This is a genomic window from Streptomyces sp. SBT349 (assembly GCF_001083795.1).
Taxonomy (GTDB): domain Bacteria; phylum Actinomycetota; class Actinomycetes; order Streptomycetales; family Streptomycetaceae; genus Streptomyces.
In genome coordinates this window covers 1-4129 of the sequence record NZ_LAVK01000501.1, presented here as the reverse complement: position 1 = coordinate 4129, position 4129 = coordinate 1, and the positions used below count along the sequence as shown (strand labels likewise).

Genomic DNA, 4129 nt, shown 5'->3' with positions numbered 1-4129 from the left:
GCGCGGGGAGCCGAGCCCGGGGTGCGGAGGGTGTCGAGGACCTGCCGCACCTCGCCCAGGGCCTCCTTGCTGGCCGCCTTGATGGTGGTCAGCGCGGTGCGGGCCTGCTCGGGGTCGGAGTCGAGGAGGGCCAGGCCCATGCCCGCCTGGACGTTGATGACGGAGATGCTGTGGGCGAGCACGTCGTGCAACTCGCGGGCGATGCGCAGCCGCTCCTCGTCGGCGCGGCGGCGTTCGGCCTCCTCGCGCGCGGCCCGCTCTCCGGCGAGCGTTTCGCGGCGGACGCGGAGCAGCTCGGAGACGGCGAGGACGGCGACGGCCCAGGCGGCGAGGCCGCCGTCGGCGCTCCAGTCCTGCGGGGGGTCGCCCGAGGGCGGCAGCCACCGGTAGAGGAGGTGGCCGACCAGCAGATGGCCGCCCCACAGCAGGCCCATGGCGGCCCAGGCCGCCCTGCGGTGGCCGGCGACGACGGCGCTGAACGCGCCGACGACCACGCTGAGGAAGGCGGGCCCGTAGGGGTAGCCGGTGGCGAGGTAGAGCAGCACGATGGCGGAGGTCGCGAGGGCGACCTGCGCGGGGTGGCGGCGGCGCAGGAGCAGCAGCAGCGGGCCGACGATCAGCAGGGTGCGGGCGAACGGGTCGAGCGCGGCCCGGTCCGGCTGGTTGACGGCGGCGAAGTGCGAGCCGACGAACTGGAAGAACAGGACCGCGCCCGAGGACAGCCACGGGAGCCGGGCGGCGGGGGGCTGCGCGGCGAGCCGCCGCTGCCAGCCCTGCCAGCGTTGCCAGGGCGGGCCACCGCCGCGGCCCTGCCCCGTGGTGTCTGCGGTCATGCCGGCAACGCTAGCCCGGTCGGCGGGGGGTCGCGTCGGCCGGTCGTGGTCATCCGGCGTACTCCCGCGGCAGTACGTCGCGGGGGCGCTCGGCGGGCTCGCCGGCGGCCACCGACCCGGGCGCCGGGGCCTCGGAGAGCCCGATCCGGGCGTGCAGGCGGCGCAGCGGGCCGGGGGCCCACCAGTTGGCGCCGCCGGCCAGGCGCATGGTGGCGGGCAGCAGCACCATGCGGATCAGGGTGGCGTCCACGAGGATCACCAGGGCCGTGCCGACGCCCAGCTCCTTGAGGAAGACGACGCCGCTGGTCGCGTAGGTGGCGAAGGCGAGGACGAGGATGCCGGCGGCGGCGGTGATCAGCGGGGCGGTGCGCCGGATGCCGGTGGCGACGGCCAGCTCGGTGTCCCCGGTGCGGACGTCTTCCTCCGTGATGCGGGCGAGGAGGAACACCTCGTAGTCCATGGACAGGCCGTAGGTCACGCAGAACATGAGCATCGGGATGCTGGGCTCGATGGAGCCGGTGGGGGTGAAGCCGAGGACGCCGGAGAGGTTGCCCTCCTGGAAGATCCACACCAGTGCGCCGAACATCACCGACAGGCTGAGCAGGTTGAGCAGGGTGGCCTTGACCGGAAGCAGGACGCTGCCGGTCATCAGGAACAGGACGCCGCAGGTGATCAGCAGGATGAGGGCGGCGACGAGCGGCACGCGGTCGAGCAGCGTGGTGCGGAAGTCGGTGGTCTCGGCCGGGTAGCCGCCCACCAGGGTGCCCTCGGGGGCGTCGACGGCGCGGATGCCCGCGACGAGGCCGGGGACGTCGCCCTCCATCGCCTCCTGGGTGGGCACCACGGAGACGAGGGCGGAGCCCGCCGCGGAGGTCATCTCCGCGGAGCCGGGGCCGGGCGGCGCGACGCGCTCCCCCGCCCGGTAGGTGCCCGTCGCGGAGAGGGTCTGGAAGACGCCGGGCACGCGGGAGAGCGCGGTGGCGTAGGCGGCGGTGTCCCGCGGCGCGGAATCGGCGCCGGGGGCGACGGCGAAGAGCGTGTCGGTCGGCTCGGCGGCGAAGTGCTCGCGCACGTCCTCGGCGGCGACCCGGCTCGACGTGCCCTCGGGGAGCGTGCGCTGGTCGGGGAGCCCGAGGCGCAGGCCGAGCAGCGGGGAGGCGAGGAAGAGCAGCACGGCCAGGGCTGCCGCGCCGGTCAGCAGCGGGCGGCGCATGACGGCCAGCGCGGTTCGGTGCCAGAAGCGGCCGGGGGCGCCGGTGGCGGGGCGGTCCACGCGGTGGCCCCAGCGGGCGAGGGCGGCGGGCAGGACGATCACGGCCCCGGCGACGGCGGTCAGGACGACGAGGATGCCGGCGTAGGCGAAGGAGGCGAGGAAGAAGAACGGGAAGACCAGCAGGGTCGCCAGCGAGACGGCGACGGTGGCACCGCTGAAGACGATGGTGCGGCCGGCTGCGGCCACCGCGTGGGCGACGGCGTCCTCGGTGTCCCGGCCGGTGGCGCGTTCCTCGCGGTAGCGGTTGATGAGGAAGAGGCTGTAGTCGATGCCGAGGCCCAGGCCCAGGACCAGGGCGAGGTTGGCGGCGAAGGTGGAGACCTCGGTGAACTGGGCCAGCAGCCGGAGTCCGGCCAGGGTGCCGAGCACGGAGAACAGGCCGACGCCGACGGTGAGGAGGGCCGCGACGGTGCGCCGGTGGACCAGGATCAGGAGGAGCAGGACGGCGGGCAGGACGATGGCCTCCGCGGTCAGGAAGTCGCGCGCCGCCTGCTCGCCGACCTGCCGGGAGACCTCCTCCTGGCCGCCGACCGCGACGCTGATGCCGGGGATCTCGCGGGCCAGCCGGGGCGAGAGGTCGGCCAGTTCGGCCCGGGTGTCGGTGGCGCTGCCTTCGAGGCGGGCGAGGATCAGGGCGCGGTCGCCGTCGGCGGAGCGCAGCGCAGCGTCCCCGCCGCCCCCGCCGTCCCCGCCGTCCCCGCCGTCCCAGTAGGAGCTGGTGTCGGTGACCATGGGGTGGCCCGCCAGTTCCTCGGCGAGGGCGCGGCCCGCCGCGGCCGTCGCCGGGCTGTCGACGTCGCCGTCGCCCGCGGTGACCAGCAGCGCCAGGTTGGGGTTCCCGGTGCCGAACTCCTCGCGCAGCACCTCCTGCACCCGCACCGACTCGGTGCCGGGAGCGTCCCAGCGGGCCAGGTCCAGGTCGCCCTGGGCGCCCGCCCCGTAGACGCCGAGGCCGAGGAGGAGCGCCGCGGCGGCCAGCAGGATGGTGCCGCCGCGCCGCACCACCAGGCGGCCGAGTGCGGTCAGCGGCCCGTGGCCTCGTTCGTCTCGCCGTGCCATGAGGTCGTTCCCTTTCCCGCGGAAGTGTCGGGGCAACGGTCGCCGGTGGCGCTGACCGTCCGCTGGAACGGCCGCTGGAAGATCCGCTGGAACGGCGGCCCGGCCGGGGCGCGGCGTTACGCTCGACGCATGGCTGAGGGGTTGCGTTTCGAGCTGCTGGGTCCGTTGCGGGCGCTGGGTCCCGGGGGCGAGGTGGCGCTGGGCCCGCCGCGGCAGCGGGCGGTGCTCGCGGTGCTGCTGCTCCAGGAGGGGCGCCCGCTCACCTACGCGGCGCTGGTGGACGCGGTGTGGGGGGACCGGCCGCCCGCGCAGGTGCGGAACCTGGTGCAGAAGTACGTGTCAGGGCTGCGGCGCGCGCTCGTGGACGCGGTGGGCGGGGAGGCGCCCGAGCTGCGGTGGACCGGCAGCGGGTACCTGCTCGGCGGGGTGGTGATCGCCGATCTGGCGGAGCGGCGGGCGCTGCTGGCGCGGGCGGTGGCGGCCCGGGACGCCGGTCAGGGCGCGCGGGCGGTGGAACTGGTCGTGCGCGCGGAGGCGCTGTGGCGCGGGGAGTTCGCCGAGGGGCTGGCCGGGCCCGTGCTCGCGGCCGAGCGGCAGCGGTGGGCGGAGAAGCGGCTGATGGTGCTGGAGGCGCGGCTCGAGGGCGAGCTGGAGCTGCGGCGGTACCACGAGTGTGTGCACGAGCTGGTCCGGCAGGTGGCGGAGCATCCGATGCGGGAGCGGCTGGTGGGACTGCTGATGCTGGCGTTCTACCGCAGCGGCCAGTCGGCGGCGGCGCTGCGGACGTTCGAGGACGCGCGGCTCCGGATCGCGGAGGAGATGGGGTCCGACCCGGGTCCGGCGCTGCGCGTCCTGCACCAGCGGATGCTGCGTCAGGACCCCGCGCTGCTGCCGGAGTCGGTGCTCGCCTCCTGAGCCGGGCCCGCCAGCCCCTCGGCGAACTCCCCGCGCCACAGCGCCTCCG

Annotated in this window: 3 protein-coding genes; 1 reads left to right on the top strand and 2 read right to left on the bottom strand. The window is 75.9% G+C overall.

The window, feature by feature from the left end; translation table 11 throughout:
- Positions 1 to 833: histidine kinase dimerization/phosphoacceptor domain-containing protein (locus ADY01_RS33650; protein WP_049580556.1), on the bottom strand; the 833-nt coding region annotated here is incomplete at its 3' end.
- 49 nt (positions 834 to 882) lie between these two features.
- The gene (locus ADY01_RS33645; RefSeq protein WP_049580555.1) at positions 883 to 3165 is read right to left on the bottom strand and encodes an MMPL family transporter; all 2283 of its coding nucleotides are present in this window, start codon (positions 3163 to 3165) and stop codon (positions 883 to 885) included.
- A gap of 129 nt (positions 3166 to 3294) precedes the next feature.
- Between ADY01_RS33645 and ADY01_RS33640 the strand changes: the two genes are divergently transcribed.
- Positions 3295 to 4080 (top strand): AfsR/SARP family transcriptional regulator, encoded by a 786-nt coding sequence (locus tag ADY01_RS33640; protein WP_159001597.1) that lies wholly within the window; start codon positions 3295 to 3297, stop codon positions 4078 to 4080.
- Positions 4081 to 4129: the final 49 nt, after the last annotated feature.

Excerpts from the sequence above, each read along its gene's own strand:
- ADY01_RS33645 (WP_049580555.1), bottom strand. The coding sequence starts at position 3,165 with ATGGCACGGCGAGACGAACGAGGCCACGGGCCGCTGACCGCACTCGGC.
- ADY01_RS33640 (WP_159001597.1), top strand. The coding sequence starts at position 3,295 with ATGGCTGAGGGGTTGCGTTTCGAGCTGCTGGGTCCGTTGCGGGCGCTG.